Raw genomic sequence first — 25,053 nt, 5'->3', positions numbered from 1 at the left:
GGGGCCGGGGCGTGTGGCGGGGAGCTGGAACAAGCGTCCAGCTCCCCGTTACGAGGTTCCGAAAAAGCATAAAACGGGCACCACGGGCCGCTCTAGAGACAAGCAAGCAGCTTAAACGACAAGCTAGCCGAACACCCGGTCGAGGTAGTCGTTGCCGAACCGGCGGTGCGGGTCCACCCGGTCCCGCACCGCCAGCGCGTCGCCCCAGCGCGGGTAGACGCCCTCCAGGTAGGCGTGGTCGCGGGTGTGCAGCTTGCCCCAGTGCGGCCGTCCCCCCACGGAGGTGAAGACCGCCTCCAGATCGGCGAAGTAGGCCTCGTACGGCGTGCCCTTGTACATGTGCACCGCCACGTAGGCGGTCTCCCGCCCGTACGCGGTCGACAGCCACACGTCGTCGGCCGGGGCGAACCGCACCTCCACCGGGAAGCTCACCCGGTGGTCGCCGCGGTCCACGATCGAACGCACCTCCCGCAGCACGTCCACCAAGTGCTCGGCCGGGATGGCGTACTCCATCTCTACAAACCGGACATCGCGCACGGACGCGAACACCCGGTGCGAGACGTCGGTGTAGGAACGCGGCGACAGCGCCCGCGAACTGATCTGGTTCACCGCGGGGACCATCGACGGGAAACGGCGGCACACGCGGTTGATGCGGTCGAAGAGCGTGTTCGACAGGAAGTCGTCGTCCAGCCAGGTCTTGAACTTCGACAGCGGCGCGGCCGGACCCGTGGTGATGTTGTTGCGCTTGGTGTTGGTGTTCCCGGTGTGCGGGAACCAGAAGAACTCGAAGTGGTCGTTGCCCTCGCGCAGTTCCGGGAGCCGCTCCAGTACCTCGTTCAGGGCCATGGGCTCCTCCTGAGCGTGCAACAGGAAGGCGGGGCGCACAGCCATCGTCAGCGCTGTCACCACGCCGAACGCGCCCAGCCCCACGCGGGCGGCGTGGAACAGCTCCGGTTCCCGCTCGGCCGAGCACTCCACCACGGAGCCGTCCGCGAGCACCATCTCCATCGCCACTACCTGGCTTGCCAGGCCGCCCGCGTCCCGGCCGGTACCGTGAGTGCCCGTCTGCACCGCCCCGGAGACGGTCTGGACCGCGATGTCACCCATGTTGGCCAGCGCCACACCGTGGGCAGCCAGGGCGTCATTGAAGTCACACAGCGGCAGACCGGCCACGACCGTGGCCGTGCCCGCTTCAGGGTCGACCGAGCGCACGCCGCTCAGCGAGGTCGGGGAGAGGAGCAGGCCGTCGGTGACGGCCACGTCGGTGAAGGAGTGGCCCGAGCCGACCATGCGTACGCGCAGGTCCTCGGCGGCCGCGGAGGAGACGGCTGAGACGACCTCCGCGGTGCTGTTGGGGGTCGCCGTGCGGCGGGGATTGGCCTGGTGGGTGCCGGCCCAGGTGTGCCACAACACATCAGTCATGCGCTGACATTACCGACCAGTCACTTGTGGGACCAGGCCGGGGAGTGGTCCTGGTCACCGAAGGTACGAAAGTCCCACAACATGGGCCGGGGGTGGATCCATGAAGTCTCGGGGAACTGGTTTCATGAGTTCATGAGGCCTTACGACGCGTTTTTGCTGATCTCCTTCGGTGGCCCGGAGGGCGAGGACGAGGTCATCCCGTTCCTGGAGAACGTCACCCGCGGGCGCAACATCCCCCGCGAGCGGTTGGCGGAGGTCGGTGAGCACTACTTCCTCTTCGGTGGAGTGAGCCCGATCAACCAGCAGTGCCGGGACCTGCTCGCCGCCGTCACCGCCGACTTCGACGCCAACGGCGTCGACCTGCCGATCTACTGGGGCAACCGGTTCTGGGAACCGATGCTCACCGACACCCTCGCGAAGATGAAGGAGGACGGGGTCCGCCGTGTGCTGGCACTTCCCACCTCCGCCTACTGCAACTGGTCCAGCCGGACCGCTTACCACGAGGACATCGAGCGGGCCCTCGCGGACCTCGGTGACGATGCCCCCGAGGTGGAGCTGATCCGGCCCTTCTACGATCACCCCGGGTTCATCGACCCCCTGGTGGAGTACACCCAGGGCGCTCTGGACAAGCTCCCCGAGGACCAGCGTGCGGGTGTGCGCCTGCTGTTCTCCGCCCACTCCATCCCCACCGCCATGGCCGAGACCAGCGGCGGCCCGGGCCACGGCTTCGGCCCCGCGGGCGCCTACGGGGCACAGCTCGCCGAGGTGGCCCGCCTGGTGGTCGAGCGCCTCGACCGGGAGTACGCGTACGAGCTCGTCTACCAGAGCCGCAGCGGCCCGCCCAGCCAGCCCTGGCTGGAACCCGACGTCAACGACCGCATGGAGGAGCTGGCCGACGAGGGCGTGCCCGCCGTGGTGGTCATCCCGTACGGGTTCGTCTCCGACCACATGGAGGTCAAGTTCGACCTCGACGTCGAGGCCCGCGACAGCGCCGCGAAGCTCGGCCTCGGCTACGAGCGCGCGCTCAGCCCCGGCACCCACCCGGCGTTCGTGTCCATGGTGACGGAGCTGGTACACGAGTACACCGGAAAGGCCGAGGAGCGGCGGCTCACCCCCCTGCCGCGCTGCGCCGGGGGCGGCGGTCAGTGCTGTCAGCAGCGCTGACGCGCCGTGGTGCGTGTGACCGGGTGGGGCGGGAAGGTGCGGCCCGCCCGGCCGCGCGGGTTCCTGCCGTCCGGCTCCGCACGGCCGTGTGCGGAAAGCTTGGTCAACGCTGTTGACGCCTGCCTGACGTGGGCGGAAACAAGGTGATCACGGTCACCGTGCCCGATAGGGTCGGTTCTGATCACAAGTCGACGGTTGAGGAGAGTCTGTCTTGGTTCGTTCCTGGTATGAACTGCCGGAGTACGTCCGACTGCGCCGCGTGAACGGTTTGCGCCTGTCCCCGGACGGCACCCGTCTCGTCGCACCCGTGAGCGACATCGCCCCGGACGCCAAGTCCTTCCGCAGCGCCCTTTGGGAGATCGACACCGCACCCGAATCCGAAGGCGGTCGCTCCCCCCGGCGCCTGACCCGCTCCACCAAGGGCGAGGCCGGCGCCGAGTTCCTCCCCGACGGTTCGGTGCTCTTCAGCACCGGCCGCCCCGACCCCGAGGCCAAGGCCGAGGACAAGCCCAAAGCCGCACTCTGGCTCCTACCCGCGGACGGCGGCGAGGCCCGCCAGGTCGCCTCCAGGCCCGGCGGTATCGGCGCCTTCACGATCGCCCGCGATTCCGGCCTGGTCGCCTTCTCCGCGGCGGTCCTACCCGGCTCCGAGGACGACGAGGCCGACACCGAGGCCCGCAAGGCCCGTGAGGAGGCAGGAGTCACCGCGATCCTCCACGAGTCCCTGCCCGTCCGCTCCTGGGACCGGGACATCGGCCCGGACCACCCCCGGTACTTCACGGCCACCCCGCCCGAGAGTGACGACGCCCGCCTCGGCGACCCCAAGGACCTCACCCCCGACGCGGGCGTGGCCCTTCTAGGATCCTCTCCGGCACTGACCCCCGACGGCTCCACCCTGCTCACGGGGTGGGCGGTGCCCTCCTCCGGCGGGGCCCGCCGGGACGAGGTCGTCGCCGTCGACGTGGGCACCGGGAAACGCCGTACCGTCGCGGGCGGCCCCGACTCCGCGTTCGAGTTCGGCAGCCCTCTGGTCTCCCCGGACGGCGCCAAGGTCCTGACGTACGCCAACGACGAGGGAAGCTACGACGGCGAGCCCCGCAACGCCACGCTGTGGATCACCGACCTCGCCACCGGTGAGGGCCGCGACCTGATTCCCGAGCACGAACTCTGGCCGCGCGGCTTCGCCTGGTCGGCGGACTCCAGCACGGTCTTCCTCATCGCCGACGAGAACGGCCGCCGACCGGTCTTCCGCGTGGATGCGGCCACGGGTTCGCTCACCCGGATCACCGGGGACCACGGCGCCTACAGTGAGCTGAACCCGTCCCCCGACGGCCGCTTCGTCTACGCGCTGCGCGACGCCTGGGACGCCCCGCCAACCCCGGTGCGCTTGGACGCCGACGCCACCGACGGCCAGCCCACCTACCTGCGCACGCCCGGATCCGAGCTGACCATGCCGGGCACGCTCACCGAGATCGAGACGACCGCCGACGACGGCACCCGGATCCGGTCCTGGCTGGTGCTGCCCGAGGAGGCCTCCGCCGAGTCTCCCGCCCCGCTCATGCTGTGGGTGCACGGCGGCCCCTACATGAGTTTCAACGGGTGGTCCTGGCGCTGGAACCCGTGGCTGCTGGCCGCCCGCGGCTACGCCGTCCTGCTTCCGGACCCCGCGCTGTCCACCGGATACGGCCAGGACATGCTCCGCCGGGCCTGGGGCCAGTGGGGTCCGCGCACCCACGCCGACGTCATGGCGATCACCGACGCCGCCGAGGCCCGTGAGGACATCGACGCCGAGCACACCGCCATGATGGGCGGCTCCTTCGGCGGCTACATGGCCAACTGGATCGCCGGGCACACCGACCGGTTCAAGGCGATCGTCTCGCACGCCTCCCTGTGGCAGCTGGACGGGTTCAGCGGCACCACCGACTACCCGCCGGTGTGGGAGAGCGAGTTCGGCACCCCGCTGGCCCGGCCGGAGCGCTACCAGCTCAACTCGCCGCACCTGCACGCGGACAAGATCCGCACCCCGATGCTGGTCATCCACGGCGACAAGGACTACCGGGTGCCGATCGGCGAGGGCCTGCGGCTGTGGCGGGACCTCCTCCTCCACGAAGTCGAGGCCAAGTTCCTGTACTTCCCGGACGAGAACCACTGGATCCTGACGCCCGGCAACGCGCAGGTCTGGTACGAGACCATCTTCGCCTTCCTCGATCACCACGTCCACGGCAAGGAGTGGACCAAGCCCGAGCTGCTCTGAACCGTCTCCCCCGTCACCGCGAGAGAACCCCCCGGCATCCGTGCCGGGGGTCTTTCGCTGAGTGCCGGGACTGGAAGCAGAGCTGGAGGGCCCGGCGCATAGGGTTCGGGGCGGAAGCGTCCGGGCACGACCGCCCGGACGGCCACGAGCAGGAGGGCACCAGTGACCACCATCCAGTCCCCACCCGATCCCGAGAAGCTGCGGGACCTCGCCGTCGCCGTGGCGGCGGAGGCCGGCGAGCTCGCGGCGAAGGGGCAGGAGGGCATCACCGTCCTGGACACCAAGTCCAGTCCCACGGACGTCGTCACCGAGATGGACCGCGCCACCGAGGACCTGATCCGGGAACGGCTGCTCGCAGCCCGTCCCGGGGACGCGGTCCTCGGAGAGGAGGGCGGCGGCGTCGAGGGCTCCAGCGGGGTGCGCTGGGTGGTGGACCCCATCGACGGAACCGTCAACTACCTGTACGGGAGCCCTGACTGGGGCGTGGCCATCGGCGCGGAGATCGACGGTGTGGTCGTGGCCGCCGCGGTCCACCTGCCGGTCCACGGGAAGATGTTCGAGGCGGTCCTGGGCAGTGGGTCCCGGATCGACGGCCGCACCCTGCACGCACCGGAGGCGGTTCCGCTGGACCGGTCCCTGGTCGCCACCGGCTTCGGGTACCGCCCCGAACGCCGCCTCCAGCAGGCCAAGGTCCTAGCCGGGGTCGTCCCGTACATCCGGGACATCCGCAGGGGCGGATCGGCGGCGGTCGACATCACCGGCATGGCCACGGGGCGCTACAACGCCTACTACGAGCGTGGGCTCCACCTGTGGGACTGGGCAGCCCCGGGGCTGGTCGCCAGCGAGGCGGGCGTGCGCGTGGGCGGACTCCACGGGGGCCCGCCCACTAACGATCTGGTGATCGCGGCCCGTCCCGGACTCTACGAGGACCTCGACGCGCTCCTGGCGCCGCTGGGCGCCGACTCCGACGGCTGAGGCGCCGCCGGGGCAGGGCCGTCCAGAAGGGGCGCCCGGGCAGCGAAAACCCCGGACACCTGTGGTGTCCGGGGCACGAGAGAGGCGGGGTCGGACTCCCGGGGGTTGCCCGCCCCGCTTCGACGTTTGCCGTCCCAGATCCCCCTCGGGGGTCAGGGGCCGTATCGGCCGCTCCGGTCAGGAGTGGGCGTCGACGCCGTTGCGAGCCGCGATGCGGTACAGATCCTCGAGTTCAGACGCGTGGGTGTCCGCGAGGAAGTCGTCCCCGGCGGCCTGTGCCGACTCGAGCGACCGATAGGTCTCGTTGATACGGACCTTGATCGCCGCCATGAACTCGCCCATTGCACCTCTTCCCAGGGGTAGACACCGGGCATGACAGTGCACCGGTGTACATCTGAATTTGCGCACGCCTGTGCGTCCGCACGAATCGAAGCCGTCACGACCCTGTGACATGCGTGCCCGTCGCGGTCCGGGCAGGGGCCCGGTGTCCACGCGCGCACCTCCTACCTCTACCGCACTGTGATCCACGCCAAACCTAGGCCCCCGTACGAGTTTTCTCCGTGACGGTTTCGAGGAGGCGGGTCGCTTCCACAGGGCGAAAAGGGCCGTGTTAGCGGCGATGTGGGCGCCTGTTGACGGGGTGGCGGATCGCCTGGCCGACACGTCGGGCAAGCCCCGGGAAAGAGTGTTGTAGGACACATGTGGCGATCGGGCCCTGATGCTTACTCGTTTCTTATTCTTGATGTGTCAGATTTGAGATGTGCGGGGTTGAGCCGCCGCCGACGGTTGGGGGATTCGTCGGCGGCGGCCACCCCGTGCACAGGGGAGTTGAAGCTCCCGGCCCAGCGCCCGCTGCACAGCGGGGTTGAGGAGTAGCGTGGACCCTCCCGGGGTTCGCGGCGGGTTTACCGCCTCCTTACCTCGTTCGTGAGAGAACGGATGACGCGGCCGGGACCAAGAACGCCGCTGCCGGTGTGTTGGGGGATGCGCCGGCAGCGGCCCCCTTTTTTGTTTCCAGGTACCGACGCTCTAGAAGGACAATCCGTTGCGCGTACTCGTGGTCGAAGACGAACGGGTCCTGGCCGACACCGTGGCGGTTGGGCTGCGCCGGGAGTCCATGGCGGTGGACACCGTCTACGACGGGGACACCGCTCTGGAGTACACCGCGGTCAACGATTACGACGTGGTCGTGCTCGACCGGGACCTGCCGGGCACCCACGGCGACGATGTCGCCCGCACCCTGGTCAACGACAGCTACACCGGCCGAATCCTGATGCTCACCGCCTCCGACGGCGTCGAGGACAAGGTCGAGGGCCTCACCATCGGGGCGGACGACTACCTCGCCAAGCCCTTCGCCTTCCCCGAACTCATCGCCAGGGTCCACGCCCTGGGCCGCCGCTCGGCACCTCCGCTGCCGCCGGTGCTCGAACGCCACGGCATCACCCTCGACCCGGCCAACCACCAGGTCCGGCGCGAGGGCCGGGAGATCTCGCTCACCCCCAAGGAGTTCGCCGTGCTGCAGGTGCTCATGCGCGCCCAGGGCACCGTGGTCAGTGCGGAGGGCCTCCTGGAGAAGGCTTGGGACGAGAACGCCGACCCCTTCACCAACGTCGTCCGGGTCACCGTCATGACTCTGCGCAAGAAACTCGGTGATCCTCCGGTCGTCCAGACCGTTCCGGGGGCGGGGTACCGCCTGTGAGACCGGCGGAGCGCCCAGAACCAGGACAGGTCGAACCCACACGGCCGGGGGACACCGGCACCTGGCGCAGCCTGAACTCCGTCTCGCCGGCGGGGGAGCGGGCCGGGCACTCCGCCGCCCGCGCCACCGTCCACCGCTTCACCGACAACCTCAGCCTGCGCGCCCGCCTCACCCTGATCTACGGGATGCTCTTCTTCGCGGCGGGCTCCCTGTTGGTCCTGGTCAACTACCTGGTCGTCGCCGTCCTGCTCAACGCGCTCCTGACCGAGGAGAGCCCGGCGGAGCTGATCGAGAACAGCCACCACATCGAGCAGGTCCTCACGCACGTCACCCGGTTCTCCCTGCTCGCACTGTTCCTCGTGGGGTTGCTCGCCGTCGGCCTGGGGTACGCGGTGGCGGGCCGCGCGCTCTCGCCCCTGCACAAGATCACCCGCATCGCCCGAAGGCTCTCCGAGCGCTCCCTGCACGAGCGCATCGCCCTCTCCGGGCCCGACGACGAGATCCGCGAACTCGCCGACACCTTCGACGGCATGCTGGAGCGCCTCGACCGGGCCTTCGACGGGCAGCGCCGCTTCGTCGCCAACGCCTCGCACGAGCTGCGCACCCCTCTGGCGATCAACCGCACCCTCCTGGAGGTGGCCCTGAGCGCCCCTGACGTCTCAGCGGACCTCAAGAGCGTGGGAAACACCCTCCTGGAGACCAACGCCCGCCACGAGCGCCTCATCGACGGTCTGCTCTTCCTGGCCAAGAGCGACCGCGAACTCGAGGTCAACGCCAAGGTCGACTTGGGCGAGGTCGCCGGAACGGTGCTCAGTCAGCTGTCAGCGGACATCGAGCAGTCCGACCTGGCCCTCCGCCAGGACCTGCGCCCGGCCGCGGTCAAGGGTGACCCCGTCCTGTTGGAGCGCTTGGTCGCCAACCTCGTCGAGAACGCCCTCAAGTACAACGTCAAGGACGGCGAGATCACCGTGCGCAGCGGTATGTACGAGGGTATGCCGGCGGTCCAGGTGGAGAACTCCGGCAAGGTCATCCCGGCCTACGAGATCGAGGGGCTCTTCGAACCGTTCCGGCGCGCCTCGGGCGACCGGGTGGGCTCGGGGCGCAGCTCGGGTCTGGGCCTGTCCATCGTTCGTTCGGTGGTGCGCGCCCATGACGGCGTGGTGACCGCCTGGCCGCGTGCCGGCGGCGGTCTGGTCGTCACGGTGTGCCTGCCGGTGCCCCCCGGACAGCCCGGTGACGGTACCGATCGCCGCTAACGGAGGGGCCCGAGCTGCGCATGGTGGCGCTTCGTGGTATCTATACGTGTCCGAAGACACGCCTACCCCTGTCACGAGCGCCGACTCGGGGTGGGTATGCTTCCCCGGGCGTGGACACGGAGGGAATCCCTCCTGACGTGGGCATGTCCGGGTTTTCGCCCGTACTCGGGGGAGTGCTCCAGGCTTGTCCGGCATGTGGGAGCAACGTGTTTTCAGGTCTACGAGACACCTGACGTTGGGTAGTACAGAGAGAACGACCGCCGAGGGGCCGACAACGTTGGCCGCCTCCGGTCACAATCTCGTGAATGTGCTGCTGACCTGTGGACAGTGACCCGGGAGGGGGCACAGTCCAGCGACATCGGGAAAAACTCATCGGCCGAATCGGGCACAACGAAGGTCTCTCAAGCGTTACACCCGCGCGACGAGGCACTAAACGAGGGGGATGGAGTTAGCAGAGATGGCCACCGACTACGACAGCCCGCGCAAGACTGACGAGGACATCAACGAGGACAGCCTCCAGGAGCTGCAGGCGCGGCGCGTGGACAAGGGCACCGGCACCATTGACGTCGACCCCGACGAGGTGGCCGAGGGCATGGAACTGCCCGGTGCCGACCTGTCCGGCGAGGAGCTCGCGGTGCGCGTGCTTCCCCGACAGGCTGACGAGTTCACCTGCTCGAGCTGCTTCCTGGTGCACCACCGCAGTCAGCTCGCCCAGCAGCGCGCCGGTCAGCTGGTCTGCAAGGAGTGCGTCTGAGACTGGCGGCAGGCGGGTCCGTGCGCCGCTCTCCGCAGTCTGTGAGGACGGTGAGGGGTGCCGGACAGGTTATGTTCGACCTTCGGTGACGACCGATGGGAACCAGAGCCGCGATCCGATGCGTCCCCTTCGGGGGCGCATCGCGCGTCTTTCCCCACCACCGCCGCGACCTTGAGCACCCCCGGCGCTGCCGACCCCGTGACTGCGGGGCCCGCACGGCGGCGCGCACGGGATCTCAGACCGAACGTGAGGACCGTGGGACGCGACGGCGGACGGCCGACCACACGCGAGCCTGACCCCTCGTGTGGTGAGCCGTCCACCGTCGCCGCGGTGCGCACCGGCGGAGCGTCCGCTCAGACCTCCAGGTCGCGCCCACCGGAGCCGACCATCTGCTTGCGGGCGGCACGCACGGCCAGCACACGGGCCACCTCGACACCCACACCGGCCACTACGGCCCAGCTGAGGGCGCGCCCCAAGCTGACGTCGGGGGACTCCAGGTCCGTCGGCGGCTCCTCACCGGTCGCACGCGTCCACGCGAAGGTCAGTGCCTTGCGAGTGACGAACTCCGCCGCGAATCCCGCTGCGAGGCCGATCACGGCCGGGGCGAGTTCACCGTCCTTCTTAGCCATGTGAATCGTTCACCGTTCCCTTGTGCGTACGATGGTGCGCGAGGGCGCGCACCGTCTGCATGGGAATCCTTTCACGGTGGCCGGACCTTCGCAGCGGTGGCCGCGGCGGGATCGACGCGGGTTTCCCCTGACGGGGTGGAAAAGCGGGAGCGACCAGGGTCCTGGGAGGACTAACATTGCCCCCATGACCAACCGCTCTCATTCCTTCCGCATGCCCGACAAGCCTTCGCTGGACGGTATCGAGGCGAAGTGGGTCGACGTATGGGATGAGTCCGGCGTCTACCACTTCGATCGCACCCGTAGCCGCGAAGACGTCTTCTCGATCGACACCCCGCCGCCCACGGTCTCGGGTTCCCTGCACATCGGCCACGTGTTCTCCTACACGCACACCGACACCGTCGCGCGTTTCCAGCGGATGAACGGCAAGGCCGTCTTCTACCCCATGGGCTGGGACGACAACGGCCTGCCCACGGAGCGCCGCGTCCAGAACTACTACGGTGTCCGCTGCGACCCCGCGGTCCCCTACGACCCGGACTTCCAGCCGCCGGAGAAGCCGAACCCCAAGCGTCAGGTCCCTGTCTCCCGGCGCAACTTCATCGAGCTGTGCGACATCCTCACGGTCGAGGACGAGAAGGTTTTCGAGGCCACCTGGCGCCGTCTGGGGCTGAGTGTCGACTGGCGGCACACCTACGCCACCATCGATGACAACTCCCGCGCCGCCGCCCAGCGCGCTTTCCTGCGAAACCTGGCGCGCGGTGAGGCCTACATGTCGGAGGCGCCCACCCTGTGGGACGTCACCTTCCGCACCGCCGTCGCCCAGGCCGAGCTGGAGGACCGGGAACGCCCCAGCGCCTACCACAAGGTCGCCTTCCACAAGCAGGACGGCACCTCGGTCCACATCGAGACCACCCGTCCCGAGCTGCTGGCCGCCTGCGTCGCCCTGGTCGCCCACCCCGACGACGAGCGCTACCAGGACCTGTTCGGCACCACCGTGACCACCCCGGTCTTCGGCGTCGAGGTCCCGGTCCACCCGCACCGCCTCGCCGACCCCGAGAAGGGGTCCGGCATCGCGATGATCTGTACGTTCGGCGACACCAACGACGTCACCTGGTGGCGCGAGCTGCAGCTGGAGACCCGGCCGATCATCGGCTGGGACGGCCGCGTCATCGCCGAACCGCCCAAGGGCCTCGACTCCGAGGCCGCCCGCGAGGCCTACGCCACGCTGGCCGGGGCCACCGTCCACACCGCCCGCGAGCGCACCGTCGAGCTCCTCAAGGAGAGCGGCGACCTGGTCGGCGATCCCACGCCCATCACCCACCCGGTGAAGTTCTACGAGAAGGGTGACAAGCCCCTCGAGATCGTCACCACCCGCCAGTGGTACATCCGCAACGGCGGCCGGGACGAGGACATCCGCGACCAGCTCATCGAGCGCGGCCGTGAGCTCACCTGGCACCCCGAGCACATGCGCCAGCGGTACGAGAACTGGGTCGGGGGCCTCAACGGTGACTGGCTGATCAGCCGCCAGCGCTTCTTCGGCGTCCCGTTCCCCGTCTGGTATCCGCTGGACGCCGAAGGGAACCCGAACTACGACGAGCCGCTGCTGCCCGCCGAGGACCAGCTGCCCGTCGACCCCAGTTCGCAGGCGCCCGCCGGGTACACCGAGGAGCAGCGCGGCCAGGCCGGCGGTTTCGCGGGCGACCCGGACGTTATGGACACGTGGGCGACCTCCTCGCTGTCCCCGCAGATCGCGTCCGGGTGGGAACGCGACCAGGACCTGTTCGAACGGGTCTTCCCCATGGACTTCCGTCCGCAGGGCCAGGACATCATCCGCACCTGGCTGTTCTCCACCGTGGTCCGCGCCCACTTCGAGAACAACAGCCTGCCGTGGAGCACCACCGGAATCTCCGGCTGGATCCTGGACCCGGACCGCAAGAAGATGTCCAAGTCCAAGGGCAACGTCGTCACCCCGGTGGCGCTGCTGGAGAAGTACAGCTCCGACGCGGTCCGGTACTGGGCGGCCAGCGGCCGTCTGGGCACGGACACCGCCATGGACGAGGGCCAGATGAAGATCGGCCGTCGGCTGTCGATCAAGATCCTCAACGCCAGCAAGTTCGTCATGTCCGTCGCTGGTGAGAACGCCAACAGCGACGTTGCGCAGGTCACCGAACCCCTGGACCGGGCGATGCTGGCCGCGTTGGCCGACGTCGTCGAGGACGCCACCGCCGCGTTCGCCGCCTACGACCACACCCGGGCCATGGAGCGCACCGAGCGCTTCTTCTGGGACTTCTGTGACGACTACCTGGAGCTGGTCAAGACCCGCGCCTACGACACAGAGTCCGCTGAGGGGGCCTCGGCCCGTGCGGCGCTGCTCATCGCCCTGGGCGCACTGCACAAGCTGTTCGCCCCGTTCGTCCCCTTCGTCACGGAGGAGGTCTGGAGCTGGTGGCAGGACGGTTCGGTGCACGCCCAGGCCTGGCCCGACAGCGCCGAGTACCGTGCCGCCGCCTCCGACGGTGACCCGGTCGTCCTGGCCGCCACCGCTGAGGTCCTACGAGCGGTCCGCAAGGCCAAGTCCGAGGCCAAGCTGTCCATGCGTGCCGAGGTCGAGCACGTCAAGGTGTCCGGCAAGCAGGCCGGGGCCGCTCGCGCGGCCTCCGGAGACATCGCCGCCGCCGGCCGCGCCGCCGGGATCGACTTCGAGGCCACCGACGACGGCGAGCTCGCCGTCGAGGTGACGCTGCCGGAGCCGACCGAGTCCGCCGAGTAACACGGCCGGAAGGCACCGCCGAGTAGTACCGACGTCCACGGGGCGGGTCCGGGTTCGTCCGGGCTCGCCCCGTGGACGTTGCGGGTGCACACCGACCGACCGCGGGACCCGCTCCGGTCCCACGGGCACGCTGCGCACCAAGGCAGCGCCCCGGGACCGATAGGCTCGGCGAATGTGAGTACCTCATCCCTGGAAGGCGGACGGATCCCGGTCACGGTCCGCCGCCTCGATCCCGGCCTCCCCGTGCCCGAGTACGCGCACCCGGGTGATGCGGGGGCGGACCTGTACACCGCCACCGACGTCGTCCTCGCTCCCGGTGAGCGCGCCACCGTCCCCACCGGCTTGGCCATCGCCCTGCCCGAGGGGTACGCGGCCTTCGTACACCCCCGCTCCGGACTGGCGGCCAGGCACGGGGTCACCGTGGTCAACGCCCCGGGCACGGTCGACGCCGGATACCGGGGCGAGATCAGGGTGACCTTGCTCAACACCGACACCGACGCCCCGGTCAAGCTCGCGCGGGGCGACAGGATCGCGCAGATGGTGATCCAGCGTGTGGAGCGGGCGGAGTTCGTCGAGGCGGACACGCTGCCCGAAACGCCGCGTGGTGAGGGTGGTTTCGGTTCGACCGGGGGCCACACCGCGTAGCGGTGGCCATCCCCCGACCCCCCGGTGTGATTCCGGGACCTACGGAAGAAGCGGAGAGGTGAAGGCGTGTTTGGACGCCGCCGCAAGAAGCGGGACAAAGAGACCGAGAGAGCCGCGGAGACGGAGGCTCAGCCGACGCGGCAGGGTGCCGCGGGCGCGGTCTCGTTCGGCAATGAGATCGAGCCTGAGCGTGCCCCTGAACAGCCCGCCAAGGACGCGGACCAGTACCGGCTGACCGGCCCGTGGGACTCCGGTGAGGACGTCCCTGAGGCCGAACGGATGGATCTGGGCAGCATGCTCCTGCCGATGCAGCAGGGCACCGAGATCCAGGTGAACGTGGCCCAGGACAAGCAGAACAAGCAGAAGATCATCGGGGTCACCTTGGTGCGCGGCAAGACCGCGTTGCAGGTGCAGCCCTTCGCCGCGCCCAAGTCCTCCGGGCTCTGGGACGAGATGCGTGACGAACTGCGCGAGCAGGTCACCTCCCAGGGCGGCAAGGTCGAGGACCACGAGGGCACCTTCGGCCCCGAACTCCAGGCGCTCATCCCGATCAAGGGCAAGAAGACGGAGGACGGCAAGCAGCTGGGGCAGCGCGTGCGCTTCATCGGCGTCGACGGTCCCCGCTGGGTGCTGCGCGGTGTGATCCGCGGCGAGGGCGCCTCCAAGCCGGAGATGATGGCCGAGGCGGAGCAGCTCTTCGCCAACATCGTGGTGGTGCGCGGCGACGAGCCGGCGCCGCCCAGCGAGCTGCTGCAGATCACGGTACCCAAGAAGATCCAGGAACAGATGGACGAGGCCGCCAAGCAGCGCAAGGCGCAGCAGGCCGCCCAGAGCGGCAACGCGGGCAGCTCGCCCAATGGTTCTTCGGAAGGCCCTGCCAGCGGTTCCTGATGCGACTCGGCCTGTGGACAACCGTGTCCCGGGGGCGCGGTTCCGTACTGTGTGTTCTATGGAACAGACAACGCAGAACAGCGCCCCCCGGCCGCTCCCCGAGGACTGGAACCGGGCCCTGGCGGTGGTGGCCCACCCCGACGACCTGGAGTTCGGCACCTCTTCGGCGCTCAACCGGTGGACCGGCCAGGGCAAGGACGTGGTCGAACTCCTGGTGACCAAGGGCGAGGCCGGGATCGACTCGCTCGACCCCGGAGCCTCCGGCCCTCTGCGAATGGCCGAACAACACGCCTCGGCTACCGCCGTCGGCGCTGCCACGGTCGAGTTCCTGGACTTCCCCGACGGGACTCTGGAGTACGGGCTGCCCCTGCGCCGCGCCCTGGCCGGTGCGATCAGGAAGCACAGACCCGACGTCATCGTCTCCATCAACTTTCGCGACCACTTCGCCGGGGTGGCAGGGTTCAACCACGCCGACCACCGGGTGCTGGGCCCCGCCTTGCTGGACGCGGTCCGGGACGCCGCCAACCGCTGGGTGTTCACCGAGCAGCTGGTGGAGGGCCAGGAACCGTGGTCGGGCGTGCGCTTCGTGGCCTTCGGTGCTGCGCCGGACCCCACCCACTACGTGGAGCTGAGCGAGGAGGACCTGGCGGCGGGTATCGCCTCCCTGGACGCGCACGAGGTGTACCTGGCCAACCTGGACGGCTTCGACCAGAGGAGCTTCCTGCGGGAGGGCGCGGAAAGTTCCGGCGCGGAGGCGGGGGTGCCGCTGGCCACCTCCTTCGAGGTCTTCGGGACATGAGTTCCGGGTTTCTCGGCGGACCCGGTGGAAAGGCCGCATGACGCAAGGGCGTAGGACTCAGAGGAGGGGCTGGCTCCGGTACCTGCTGTGGGCGGTCGCGGGTGTGCTCGTGGTGCTCGTCATCGCGGCGGTGGCCTTCGTGGCCTGGGGACTCAACGCCTACCGTGCCGAACCGGATCCGCTGGCGAGGGCCGCCGCCGACCCGGCCGTCAACGTGGAGCGGGGCGACGACGCCGTGGTGATCACACCCGCGGAGGAGGCGTCGGGCACCGGGGTGGTCTTCTACCCGGGGGCGCGGGTGGAAGCCGACGCCTACGTGGCCAGCTGGGCGCCGGTGGTGGGCGCCACCGGGGTCACGGTGGTCCTGCCGGACCTTCGGCTCAACCTCGCGGTGCTCGACGTCGACCGTGCCGACAGCGCGGTGGAGGAGGCCCCGGAGGTCTCTGAGTGGTACCTGGGCGGGCACTCCATGGGCGGGGCCATGTCCGCACTCCACCTGGGTGATGACGATGCTGAGGACCGGTGGAAGGGGCTCATCCTGTGGGCGTCCTACGCGACGGAGGACGCGGGGCTCGCCGACCGGGACGACCTGAGGGTGCTGTCGGTCTCCGGTGACCTGGACCCGCTCGTCGCCCCGGACGACGTCGAGGTGTGGCGGGTGAACCTGCCGACCGACGCCGCGGTGGTGGCGGTCGAGGGTATGAACCACTCCCAGTTCGGGGCCTACGGCGAGCAGCCCAGCGACAACGAACCGGAACTGACCGACGAACAGGCCCACGAGGCCCTGGCCGAGGCCACCAGCGCCTTTCTGGCTCCCGACTGAGGAGTGTGCCCGGCAAGGGCACCCGGCTACAACGGCCTAGGCGGGGCCGGGGTCCTCGGGGTCGAGGACCCGCCCCATGAACAGGACGGCCTCGTGGCGGCGCAGCACGAACACGAACGGCCGGTCCACCGCGAAGTCCTTCGCCTTGGGCGGGAAGGCGGCCGACATGACCATCACGGCCGCGGTGGCAGCGGCCCCCTCGGCGCCCTTCTCGTCCACGGTCAGTACGGCCTGGTGAACGATGGCGTCCACCTTGAGCGGCTCGGGGCTGATCCCGGAGAAGTCGGCCTGGTCGGTGGCCAGGTCGCGCACGCGCGCCGGTGAGTCCGCCATCGGTTCGAGCAGCTCCGCCTTGGCGCTCACCGCGAACCGGGGCAGGGCGAGGCTCACCTGCTCGTCGCGGCGGTTCTCGTAGAGCCCGGACAGCGCCTCGTGATCCAGGTGCGGCAGGGCGGAGCGTTCGGCGCGAGAGCCTTGCCGCACGATGACGTCCAGGGTGAGACCGTGGTCGCCCGACAAGCTCACCATCCGCCAGCCGGAGTGCTCGGAGCAGGTCATCCGGCCGGTGCGGTGCATGGTGGGGACCCGGTGGGTTCCGGACGGGGCGTGGAAGGGGCGGTCCCTGGTCTGTGCGGCCTCGAACGGATCACGCCACGCCAGCTTCACCCAGAGCGCGTTGACCAGCAGCATCCGCACGTCCGGGTGGACGGTCCCGGGGGAGAGGAGTTCGGGGATCAGAGCGCGGGTGACCTGGGAGACCCGGTCGTTGACCTTCCTCCGCACGCCTTCGGCGTCCCCTCGGAAGTCGACCTGGTCCACTTCGGCGTTGGCCTGGCCCCTGACCAGCTCCTCGAACTCCGCGCGCAGGGGCAGGTCCGCGGGAACGTACAGGCCGTTGAGGGTGCCCAGGTCGAGCCCGTCCTCGGCCTCCACCGCGCTGTTCAGGGCGGCGAGATGGCCGTCCAAGCCGCCGCGGACCGGTGCCACCAGGTCCGTCAGCTCCCGCCGGGTGCGGCCCCCGGCCCCGGCGGTCAGCAGCCCCAGAACGGTCCCGGCAGAGTAGGGCGACCACACGTGCGAGGCCCCGTCAACCCGCAGCTCCCGGTCCAGGCCGAGCGCGAAACGGGTGTGCTCTTCCTCCGGTACGTCCCGTCGGGTGGTCTTCAACCGTGACTCCTCACGAAAGCGGGCGGGCCGCCAGCGTACGGAAGGTCCGGGCCCCGGCGCCAGCACCCCGGCCACCGTTCGCCCGTACCCGTCCAGCAGTGGGCCGGGGAGGTGCTCGGGGGTTCCGGGGCGAGCGGGGGTACCGGGAGTGAGAAGGCGCACGCACCAAAGCGTGGTGAAGCGGGACAAGGCGGTACGGGCGGCCCCCCGTAGATCCCGCGGACCGCCCGCTGCTTGTGACAGGTGGCATAGGCTGGGGCATCATGGCTGGCGGCCGCACGGCCGACCAGTGATATGCGGACGCGGGAGCGGGATGACTGAGCAGCGAGGGGCCTCCGACGAGGCGGCCCAGGCCGACGACCGGACGGGCGCCCCCGTTGTCACCGAGGGAACGGTCGAGGCACTGATCCGGACCAAGCTCGCTGAGGCCCTGGGCGGTAAGCGCGGCATGGTCGAGGCGGCCGTCCCGACCCTGGCCTTCACGGTCTCCTACATCATCACCTCCGATCTGCGGATGTCGATCATGCTCGGCGTGGGCGGGGCCCTGCTGTTGGGCGTGATCCGGCTCGTCCAGCGCAGCTCGGTGCAGTACGTCCTGACCAGCCTCTTCGGCATCGGTATCGCCGCGGTCTTCGCGATGCGCAGCGGCAATGCCGAGGACGCCTTCCTGCCGGGCATCATCTACAACGCCGTATACGCGGTGGTGCTGAGTATCTCCGTGCTGGTGCGCTGGCCGGCGATCGGCCTGATGATCGGCCCGTTCATCGGGCACCGGGAGGACTTCACTTCCTGGCGCAGCAACCCTGCCGTGGTCTCCCTGGCTTCCAAGCTGACCTGGCTGATGGTGGTGCCGTGCGTCATCCGGGTTCTCGTGCAGTACCCGCTCTGGCTCGCCGAGACCAACGACTGGGCCAACACCTTCGCGCTGCTGGGCCTGTCCAAGGTCGCCATGGGCTGGCCGCTCCAGGTGGCCGCCTTCGCAGCGATGGTGTGGGTGCTGGCCCGCGGCCGCACCCCCCTGGGAGAGGAGCACACCCTGGCCGGGTCCGCGGTCCGCGCCGACAGCGGTGACCGGGCCGAGGGGCGCTAGCGGCGGCGCGCCGAGGCACGCAAGCGGCACCGGTGGGCGCTGCTCGCCCCGGCATTCCAGGCTGGCATGGAGCGCCGTCCGTTACCCCGGTCCCCTCTGTCTAACGCTCAGATCCGCACAGCCAGCCTGTCAGGCCTGTTCTGCGGGGTCGGCCTCGTCCACCGGGCCCAACAGCTCCTCCAGCGGGCTCAGAGCGTCGGATTCGGCGAGGAACACCACGGTGTCGCCCACCGAGAGGGTCCGCTCAGGATCGGGCGGGCGCACTCCGCCCGGGCCGAGTACGGCCACCAGGGCCACACCTTCGGGGAGCGCGGCGGTCAGGTCGTGTTCCCGTTCTCCGGCGAACGGGCTCGCCGCGTGCAGAACCGACTCCGCGATCTCCGCGCCCGGAAGCGGTGGGAGGGTGCCTTCCTCCGGCTGGTCCTCGTCTTCGGGGACGCCTTCGACCAGGTCCGCGATCAGGCGGGGCGGGGAGACCGCGAGGTCCACGCCCCAGGAGTCGTTGAACAGCCACTCGTTGTCCGGGTCGTTGATGCGGGCGATCACCCGGTCGACCCCGAACTCGGTCTTGGCCAGCAGGGACACGACGAGGTTCACCTTGTCGTCGCTGCTGGCGGCGATGACCACGTCGAAGTCGCCCAACCTGGCGTCCTCCAATGTGGCCAGTTCACAGGCGTCGGCCAGGAGCCACTCGACCTGGGGTAGGTCGTCGACGCCGATCGCCCGGGTGTCCCGGTCGATCAGCAGGACGTCGTGTCCGCTTCCTGCCAGCTCCGTGGCGATGGAGCGGCCCACGCTCCCGGCTCCCGCGATGGCGATCCGCATCTCACCCACGCCCCGTTCCGTCGTCGTGCGGCCCGGACAGCCGCTTGACCAGGTCGTCTATCTCCCGGCTGTGCGCCACCACGTGCAGTACGTCGCCCTCTGCCAGGGTCTCCCCTGAGCGGGCGAGCACGATACGGCCCTGCCGGACCACGTACACGACACGCAGCGCGGCGTGCTCCTCTTGGGCGGCCTCCTCCAAGGCGGCGACGGTCTCGCCCACCCAGCCGTCCGGAGGGGGCAGTTCGTTCATGGCCAGGGTGCCCGAGGCGTCCTGCCATTCGGGGGCCGCGGTGAGCTGCCCGTCACCGGGCACGACGCGGCGCAGGATGGCGTCCGCGGTCCAGCGCACGGTCGCCACGGTGGGGATTCCCAGGCGCTGGTAGACCTCGGCGCGGCGGGGGTCGTAGATCCGCGCCACCACGTTCTCCACCCCGAACGCCTCCCGGGCCACCCGGGCCGCGATGATGTTGGAGTTGTCGCCGTTGCTGACCGCCGCGAAGGCCGCCGCGCGGTCGATCCCCGCGTTGAGCAGGACCTCCCGGTCGTGGCCGACGCCGCGGACCGCGTGTTTGGCCACACTGGTGCGCAGCCGCCGGAACGCCTCGGGGTCCTGGTCGATCACCGCCACCGTGTGTCCCAAGTCCACCAGCGTGTGCGCCAGTGTGGAACCCACACGGCCGCACCCCATGATCACGATGTGCACCTCGTACGCACTCCCGTCGAGATAGCCGTCCGCCCGGGAGCACGGAGTCGCCTCGCGTGCCCCGTCGGTTACACCCTTGCACACATCGGTCGCACGTGCGCGTTCACCCCGGCCGACGGTGCTCGGACCAGTACGGGCGGTGTCCCAAGGCCGGTAGATTGGGGCCGGTTGGTGGCTGAGCAGGGTCACCCGGACACGACCCGACCACCTAAGGACACCGCCATGACCCGTGTGGGTACCGAGCTCGAATTGACCGTGGACGACGTCGCCCACGGAGGATGGTGCGTGGGGCGCCACGACGACCAGGTCGTCTTCGTCCGGCACGCGCTCCCAGGAGAGCGGGTGCGGGTCCGGATCACCGAGCGAACCACCCGTTTCCTGCGCGGTGAGGCCGTCGAGGTCCTCACCTCCTCCCCGGACCGGGTCGAGGCCCCCTGTAAGTTCGCGGGCCCCGGAATGTGCGGCGGCTGCGACTGGCAGCACGCCTCCCTGGAATCCCAGCGCCGGATGAAGGGGCAGGTCGTCGCCGACCAGCTGAGCCGTATCGCGGGCCTCGACTGGGACGTAAGGGTCGAGGAGCTTCCCGGCACCCCCGACGGCCTGGGCTGGCGCACACGGGTGCGCTTCGCCGTGGACGAGGAGGGGCACGCCGGTCTGCACCGCCACCGTTCCCACGACATCGAGCCGGTCGACGAGTGCCTGATCGCGCACCCCGGCGTCAGCGAGCTCGGCGTCACCGACGTCACCTGGGAGGGCGTCAAGGACGTCGAGGCCGTCGCCTCCACCACTCGTGCCGACCGCGCCATCGTGGTCACCCCCACGACCGCGAAGCTGGGGGCCCTGCCGGAGCTCAAGGCCTCAAGCGCGGTTCTGCGCCGGTTCAAGGGCGGCCGGGTGCAGTCCGTGCGCGGCCGCAAGGGTGTGCGTGAGGACGTGGCCGGACGCGAGTACCGAGTCGGCGCGGGCGGATTCTGGCAGGTCCACCCGGCCGCGGGGGAGACCCTGAGCGCGGCGGTCCTGGAGGGGCTGGAGCCCAAGCCCGGCGAGACCGCCCTGGACCTGTACTGCGGTGCGGGACTGTTCACCGCCGCGCTCGGCGAGGCCGTGGGCGATGAGGGGCGCGTGATGGGCGTGGAGAACGGCGAGCACGCGGTGCGCGACGCCCAGTACAACGTGAAGGACCTCCCTCAGGTGCGCGTCGAGCGCGCCGACGTGGTCAAGCAGATGCGCGAGTGGGCCGACGTGCGTGCCGACGTCGTGGTCCTGGACCCGCCGCGCGCGGGCGCCGGTACCGAGGTCGTCCGCAAGGTGGCGGGCATGAAGCCCCGCAAGGTCGCCTACGTCTCCTGCGACCCCGCGACGCTCGCCCGCGACCTCGCCGAGTTCGACCGCTCCGGCTACCGACTGGTGGGGCTGCGCGCCTTCGACGCCTTTCCCATGACCCACCACGTGGAGTGCCTGGCGACCCTGGAGCCGGTCAAGCTGGCCCGCCGCCACCGCGAGGACGAGGAGTCCTAGAACCCGGCGGAGGCCGGGACCGCTCCAAGCGGAGCGGTCCCGGCCCCTCTACACACGGGCTGCGGTCACAGGACCGAGCACTGCCCTGAGGCGGCGCCGGTGATGTCGTTGACCGCGCCGAAGTCGGCGGCGTCCCCGCTGTTCCCGGAACAGGAGACGGAGCCTCGGAGGCTGTTGCCCGCCAGCACAGGGCCGTAGCCCGCCGCGTCACCGGTCCAACTCTCGGCCGGGACCTGGGTGTTGTCGTCCAGCGTCAGCGAACCGGAGAACTCCGACCCGAGGAGCGCCACCTCGGCAGTGGTGCCGGTGATCGACACGGCGCCGCGCACTTCGGTGTCGGCGAGCCGGACGGTGTCGGCCCCGGAAGCGGACAGCCCGCCCCGCAGGGTGCCGCCCTCGACCAGGAGCGCGGCGTCCTCGGCGACGGTGACCTGTCCCCGCACGTCCGCGTCGTCCAGGCAGACGACGCCCTCCTCGACGTTCAGCCCGCCGGTGACCGTCCCCGTGACCGTCTCCGTGCACTCCAGCTCGGTACCCGGGACGACCGTCGCCTGGAAGGAGTCAGGGGCACCGGTGTTGCCCGCGGCGTCGATCGCCCGGTGCTCCACGGTGTGCGTGCCCCAGCCCGGCTCGTGCTCGTCGACCTCGAACACGGCCTTGGACAGGCCGCCTTCGCCGAGGCTCCCGTAGACGAGGTCGTCCACGTTGATCCCGTCGGGGGTGAACCGGAACGGGGCTTCGGAGTCCTCGGGCCAGCCGTAGTAGTGGTGCCAGCCGGCGCCGTTGAGTCGGAACTCGCCGACGACGTGTCCGTCGCCGTCGTCCTCGGGGGTGAGGCGCATCGAGAACTCGTTGAGGTAGAGGTGGTGCTCGTCGTCCTGCGCGGTGGCAGCGTGCTCGGAGAGCTCGCGCGGTGCCTCCGGAGCGGTGGCGTCCACGTCCCAGGTGATGGTGGACGAGGCCCCGTCCGACTCCTCGGGGTCGGTGACGGTAGCGGACAGCACGTGGTCGCCTTCGTCCAGGTCGAGTGAGCCCAGGTCGAGGGTGCGTCCGTCGGTGGAGGTGGACACGGTCTCGCCGTCCAGAGTCCAGGTCACGTCGAGTACCCGGTCGGTGGGCCGGGCGGTCTCGGCGTAGACGACCTCGTCGGCGCCGACGGCGCGCTCGGTGTCGCGGTACCTGGTGAACTCCGCCTCGGCGGAGGCGGGCTCCTGGGGTTCCCCGACGGTCCACGTCCGGGTCTGGGTCATGGCCCCGGACTCGCGGATGGCCGGGTCACGCACGAAGTCGGTGGGGTCCTGCGCCCGCACGCTCACCTCGGCGCCCTCCGCCAAGTCCATACCGGACAGCTCCAGGCTGCGCGAGCCGTCGGCTTCGGGTACTTCCTCGCCGTCGACCGTCCACGTGTAGTCCAGCTCGTGGTAGACGGGGTGGGGGCCCTCGATCCATACGACGTCTTCGGGCCCCACCTCGCCCTCGGGGGTGGACGACACCGGCAGGGCCGCATCGTCGCGAAGGCCGGAGATGCGCTGCGTCATCACCTCGCGGCCGACCTGGTCGAAGTAGTACCCCAAGGTCTTGAGCATGGAGTGCTCGCTGGGGCGCCACACGCCTTCTGAGTAGTACAGGCCTCCCTCGTGGCCGTCGGGGTCCGCGGCGCCGATGGTGCCGCCGGACTCGCTCTCCTCACCCAGCCAGCGCCACCACTTGGCTTCCTCCTCGGTCATCTCCTCGGATGTCATCAGCGTGTGGTGCACCGATTCGGGCTCGCCGTCGGTGTAACGTCCCAGGCTGGTGTCACGCTCGTAGTACGGGTACTCGTCCTGGAGCTCGCCAAGGGAGTGCGCCAGCTCGTGCGGGCTGATCAGGGCCGAGAGCGCGTTTCCGGAGGAGGCGGTCGCGGTGTGCCCGCCGGCCCCGCCGTAGGTCTCGCTGTTGGCCAGGGCCAGGATCTGCCGGTTGTCCTCGGTGACCCCGGGGACCAGGTCGGCAACGTCGTTGGCTGCCTCTTCGTCCACGGTCAGCAGGCGCTCGAGCGCCTCCTCGTCGCAGCCGTTGAAGAAGCCCATGCCGAGGGCCGTGTCACGCTCCTCCCATCCATAGGCCGGGTCGCAGTCGACACCGGACTCCGCGGACGGGGTCTCCACGGCGTAGACGTTGATGTAGTGGCGGTAGCTGCGGAACGGCTCGATGCTCCACTGCACGTTGAGGTGCTGGTCCAGCTGTTCCCGGTAGAGCGGCATCTCCTCTTCCGTGTAGCCGTCGCCGAGGAGGACGAGGTTGAAGCGTTCGGACGGGTCTCCGGTGACCTGGACCGGAACGATGTCGGCGTCGTCGAGCGCTGAGGCCTCGGCGGGTCGGTCCGGTCCGGCCAGCGCGGCCGCCGAGGTGAGCAGGGCGAGGGCGGACAGAGCCGCCGCGGTACTGCGCAAGGGGGTTCCTTCGGGGGGGTGGGGGAGTCGGGGTGCGTCGGGAAGCGTACTGATTCCGGCCCCGCACGATCCAGAGGACCGGCCATAGTTGCTTCGATAACCCGTCGGGCCCGGGGCCGCCCCTGGGAGGGCCCCGGACCCGGGGTTGTCCCTGCGGGGCCGGTCAGGCGTCGCGGCGTCTGCGCGGCGCCGGTGCCTTCAGGACCGCGAGTCCCAAGGCGAGGACGAGCAGGCCGCACCAGGAGATCAGCGGCAGCCGTTCACCGACCAGGGCCACGCCGAGCATCGCCGCGACGGCGGGTTCCGCCAGGCTGAGTGTGGTGGCCGTCGACGCCGGTGTGTGCCGCAGCCCGAGTCCGAACAGCCAGTAGGCGAGGAACACGGTGAACAGTGCCAGGTGCAGGGCCACCAGGGCTCCGTTCATCGTGGCCAGCCAGGCGGTGCCGGCTGCCAGCACCACTGGCAGCACGAGGATGCCGCCTCCGGCGAACATCGTGCCCATGACCGCCCCGGAGGTGTGGCCGCGACGGATCAACCGTTCCGCGATGACCGCGTAGAGGGCGTAGGAGAACCCGGCGGCCAAGGCCAGGGACACGCCCAGGGGGTTCACGGCGTTGTCGGTGCCGGTGAGGTCGGGGCCCAGCACGAGTACCCCGCAGCCGGTCACCGCCGCGACGGTCGCCACCACCCAGCGGACGGTGGGCCGGACGCGGTCGACACACCAGGCCAGCAGCCCGGAGAACACCGGCGCGCTGCCCAGGGTGATCACGGTGCCGACGGCCACTCCCGCGTTGGCGACCGCCGGGTAGAAGGACAGCGGGTACCCGGCCACGGCCACCGCACCGAGGAGGAGCGTCCACCGGGTGCGCCGGTCGGAGCCGGTGACCAGGGCGAAGGAGCCCTTGCCGACGAGGAACAGCAGGAGCCCGCCGAGGACGAGCCCCGCGGAGCCGATGGCGGCGGGGTGCGCGCCGTCCGGCGCGAAGGAGCTGGCGGTGCCCGTGGTTCCCCACAGCACGGCGGCGCCGAGGATGGGGAGGGGTCCGCCGGCCAGGCGGGTCAGGGAGGGGGTCGGCGACGGCCGGTGCGCGGCCGTCGGAGAAGAGTGCTGTGGCACGTTCGTATCTTCCGTCGTGGTGCGTGGGATCCGGTCCGAGGGCGGGCGCACGACGGGCACGGCCCGCTCACCGCAGTGGTGGGGCCGTGGGAGAACCGCGGGGTCAGCCGGTGCGCCCGATCA

The 25,053-nt window shown here is 70.2% G+C and carries 21 protein-coding genes; 13 read left to right on the top strand and 8 right to left on the bottom strand.

Going from position 1 to position 25,053, the window contains the following annotated elements:
- Nucleotides 1-123: 123 nt before the first annotated feature.
- Nucleotides 124-1,422, bottom strand: coding sequence for a D-arabinono-1,4-lactone oxidase (locus ACYVD1_RS14735; RefSeq protein WP_460772450.1), 1,299 nt, complete (start codon nt 1,420-1,422; stop codon nt 124-126).
- Nucleotides 1,423-1,554: 132 nt separating this feature from the next.
- On the opposite strand from ACYVD1_RS14735, the gene ACYVD1_RS14730 reads away from it, so the two are divergent.
- The 3 genes from ACYVD1_RS14730 (at nt 1,555) to ACYVD1_RS14720 (ending at nt 5,815) form a co-directional block, all read left to right on the top strand.
- Complete coding sequence (locus ACYVD1_RS14730) at nt 1,555-2,586, top strand: ferrochelatase (RefSeq protein ID WP_460772448.1); 1,032 nt, start codon at nt 1,555-1,557, stop codon at nt 2,584-2,586.
- A gap of 211 nt (nt 2,587-2,797) precedes the next feature.
- Nucleotides 2,798-4,840 (top strand): S9 family peptidase, encoded by a 2,043-nt coding sequence (locus tag ACYVD1_RS14725; protein ID WP_460772446.1) that lies wholly within the window; start codon nt 2,798-2,800, stop codon nt 4,838-4,840.
- Nucleotides 4,841-5,002: 162 nt separating this feature from the next.
- Nucleotides 5,003-5,815 carry an inositol monophosphatase family protein gene (locus ACYVD1_RS14720; protein WP_460772444.1) on the top strand — a complete coding sequence of 271 codons (813 nt, stop codon included), beginning with the start codon at nt 5,003-5,005 and terminating at the stop codon, nt 5,813-5,815.
- Nucleotides 5,816-5,992: 177 nt separating this feature from the next.
- Here the strand turns inward: ACYVD1_RS14720 and ACYVD1_RS14715 are convergent, their stop codons facing one another.
- Nucleotides 5,993-6,157, bottom strand: a complete 165-nt coding sequence (locus ACYVD1_RS14715; RefSeq protein ID WP_460755741.1) for a hypothetical protein — start codon at nt 6,155-6,157, stop codon at nt 5,993-5,995.
- Nucleotides 6,158-6,860: 703 nt separating this feature from the next.
- Here ACYVD1_RS14715 and ACYVD1_RS14710 point away from each other — a divergent pair.
- The 3 genes from ACYVD1_RS14710 to ACYVD1_RS14700 all read left to right on the top strand — a co-directional run bounded on the left by ACYVD1_RS14710 (nt 6,861) and on the right by ACYVD1_RS14700 (nt 9,524).
- On the top strand, nt 6,861-7,514 hold the full coding sequence (locus ACYVD1_RS14710; RefSeq protein ID WP_460755738.1) for a response regulator transcription factor: 654 nt from the start codon (nt 6,861-6,863) through the stop codon (nt 7,512-7,514).
- The gene (locus ACYVD1_RS14705; protein ID WP_460772441.1) at nt 7,511-8,770 is read left to right on the top strand and encodes a sensor histidine kinase; all 1,260 of its coding nucleotides are present in this window, start codon (nt 7,511-7,513) and stop codon (nt 8,768-8,770) included. Before ACYVD1_RS14710 ends, ACYVD1_RS14705 begins: the two co-directional genes overlap by 4 nt.
- 457 nt (nt 8,771-9,227) lie before the next feature.
- Nucleotides 9,228-9,524: a DUF4193 domain-containing protein gene (locus ACYVD1_RS14700; protein WP_460755950.1), complete on the top strand. Its 297-nt coding sequence runs from the start codon at nt 9,228-9,230 to the stop codon at nt 9,522-9,524.
- Nucleotides 9,525-9,877: 353 nt separating this feature from the next.
- On the opposite strand, the gene ACYVD1_RS14695 is transcribed toward ACYVD1_RS14700, so the two are convergent.
- Entirely contained in the window at nt 9,878-10,153 is a 276-nt protein-coding gene (locus tag ACYVD1_RS14695) for a DUF4235 domain-containing protein (protein ID WP_460772438.1), read from the bottom strand.
- Nucleotides 10,154-10,337: 184 nt separating this feature from the next.
- On the opposite strand from ACYVD1_RS14695, the gene valS reads away from it, so the two are divergent.
- From valS to ACYVD1_RS14670, 5 genes are all read left to right on the top strand, one after another.
- Nucleotides 10,338-12,920, top strand: coding sequence for a valine--tRNA ligase (gene valS, locus ACYVD1_RS14690; RefSeq protein WP_460772435.1), 2,583 nt, complete (start codon nt 10,338-10,340; stop codon nt 12,918-12,920).
- Nucleotides 12,921-13,094: 174 nt separating this feature from the next.
- Nucleotides 13,095-13,565: a dUTP diphosphatase gene (dut, locus tag ACYVD1_RS14685; RefSeq protein WP_460772431.1), complete on the top strand. Its 471-nt coding sequence runs from the start codon at nt 13,095-13,097 to the stop codon at nt 13,563-13,565.
- A 66-nt stretch (nt 13,566-13,631) separates the two neighbouring features.
- Complete coding sequence (locus tag ACYVD1_RS14680; protein ID WP_460772428.1) at nt 13,632-14,456, top strand: DUF3710 domain-containing protein; 825 nt, start codon at nt 13,632-13,634, stop codon at nt 14,454-14,456.
- Between the two features lie 58 nt (nt 14,457-14,514).
- The gene (locus ACYVD1_RS14675; RefSeq protein ID WP_460772426.1) at nt 14,515-15,255 is read left to right on the top strand and encodes a PIG-L deacetylase family protein; all 741 of its coding nucleotides are present in this window, start codon (nt 14,515-14,517) and stop codon (nt 15,253-15,255) included.
- A 37-nt stretch (nt 15,256-15,292) separates the two neighbouring features.
- The gene (locus tag ACYVD1_RS14670) at nt 15,293-16,078 is read left to right on the top strand and encodes an alpha/beta hydrolase (RefSeq protein ID WP_460772424.1); all 786 of its coding nucleotides are present in this window, start codon (nt 15,293-15,295) and stop codon (nt 16,076-16,078) included.
- 36 nt (nt 16,079-16,114) lie between these two features.
- Here ACYVD1_RS14670 and ACYVD1_RS14665 read toward each other — a convergent pair whose 3' ends face one another.
- Nucleotides 16,115-17,245 (bottom strand): serpin family protein, encoded by a 1,131-nt coding sequence (locus tag ACYVD1_RS14665; RefSeq protein ID WP_460772422.1) that lies wholly within the window; start codon nt 17,243-17,245, stop codon nt 16,115-16,117.
- A 313-nt stretch (nt 17,246-17,558) separates the two neighbouring features.
- On the opposite strand from ACYVD1_RS14665, the gene ACYVD1_RS14660 reads away from it, so the two are divergent.
- Nucleotides 17,559-18,335: a DUF3159 domain-containing protein gene (locus tag ACYVD1_RS14660; RefSeq protein WP_460772419.1), complete on the top strand. Its 777-nt coding sequence runs from the start codon at nt 17,559-17,561 to the stop codon at nt 18,333-18,335.
- 129 nt (nt 18,336-18,464) lie between these two features.
- On the opposite strand, the gene ACYVD1_RS14655 is transcribed toward ACYVD1_RS14660, so the two are convergent.
- Both ACYVD1_RS14655 and ACYVD1_RS14650 read right to left on the bottom strand, forming a co-directional pair.
- Nucleotides 18,465-19,169: a potassium channel family protein gene (locus ACYVD1_RS14655; protein ID WP_460772417.1), complete on the bottom strand. Its 705-nt coding sequence runs from the start codon at nt 19,167-19,169 to the stop codon at nt 18,465-18,467.
- Nucleotides 19,162-19,863 (bottom strand): potassium channel family protein, encoded by a 702-nt coding sequence (locus tag ACYVD1_RS14650; RefSeq protein WP_460772415.1) that lies wholly within the window; start codon nt 19,861-19,863, stop codon nt 19,162-19,164. The genes ACYVD1_RS14655 and ACYVD1_RS14650 overlap by 8 nt, the downstream gene beginning before the upstream one ends.
- Before the next feature lie 222 nt (nt 19,864-20,085).
- Here ACYVD1_RS14650 and ACYVD1_RS14645 point away from each other — a divergent pair, with 222 nt between their 5' ends.
- Nucleotides 20,086-21,381, top strand: coding sequence for a class I SAM-dependent RNA methyltransferase (locus ACYVD1_RS14645; protein ID WP_460772412.1), 1,296 nt, complete (start codon nt 20,086-20,088; stop codon nt 21,379-21,381).
- 65 nt (nt 21,382-21,446) lie between these two features.
- Here the strand turns inward: ACYVD1_RS14645 and ACYVD1_RS14640 are convergent, their stop codons facing one another.
- A complete protein-coding gene (locus ACYVD1_RS14640; protein WP_460772410.1) occupies nt 21,447-23,813 on the bottom strand; it encodes a M64 family metallopeptidase in 2,367 nt (788 codons plus the stop codon).
- A 163-nt stretch (nt 23,814-23,976) separates the two neighbouring features.
- Nucleotides 23,977-24,930, bottom strand: coding sequence for a DMT family transporter (locus ACYVD1_RS14635; RefSeq protein ID WP_460772408.1), 954 nt, complete (start codon nt 24,928-24,930; stop codon nt 23,977-23,979).
- Nucleotides 24,931-25,053: the final 123 nt, after the last annotated feature.

This window comes from Nocardiopsis nanhaiensis (assembly GCF_054778635.1).
The sequence above is the reverse complement of the archived record's forward strand: the minus strand, read 5'-3'. Positions and strand labels throughout refer to the sequence as shown.